Genomic DNA, 233 nt, shown 5'->3' with positions numbered 1-233 from the left:
CGAATATGAACAGTGGAATGGCGATCTGCGAGGCCGAACCGGTACCGGACTATATCTGCTGCACCAGCACCAGCGTCGTCTGGTCCTGGTACCACTGGGTGGCCAGCGCCGCCGCGGCCAGGGCGTCGGCCACCGGCACGCCGAGCAGCAGCGGCACCGGAGGTACCGGGCAAGGAGTCGGCCTCCCCATGACTCGGCGGTCTCCCTCTGCTGCTGCGTGGGCCGGGTGCTCG

At 69.1% G+C, this 233-nt stretch carries 1 protein-coding gene; it reads right to left on the bottom strand.

Annotated features, from left to right (window positions below):
- Positions 1–49: 49 nt before the first annotated feature.
- On the bottom strand, positions 50–233 hold a 184-nt coding region (locus ACQG3P_RS24470; protein WP_426806499.1), incomplete at its 5' end, for a hypothetical protein.

This window comes from Stenotrophomonas sp. SrG (assembly GCF_050031795.1).
Lineage (GTDB): Bacteria > Pseudomonadota > Gammaproteobacteria > Xanthomonadales > Xanthomonadaceae > Stenotrophomonas > Stenotrophomonas rhizophila_A.
This window is presented reverse-complemented; position numbering and strand designations above follow the sequence as displayed.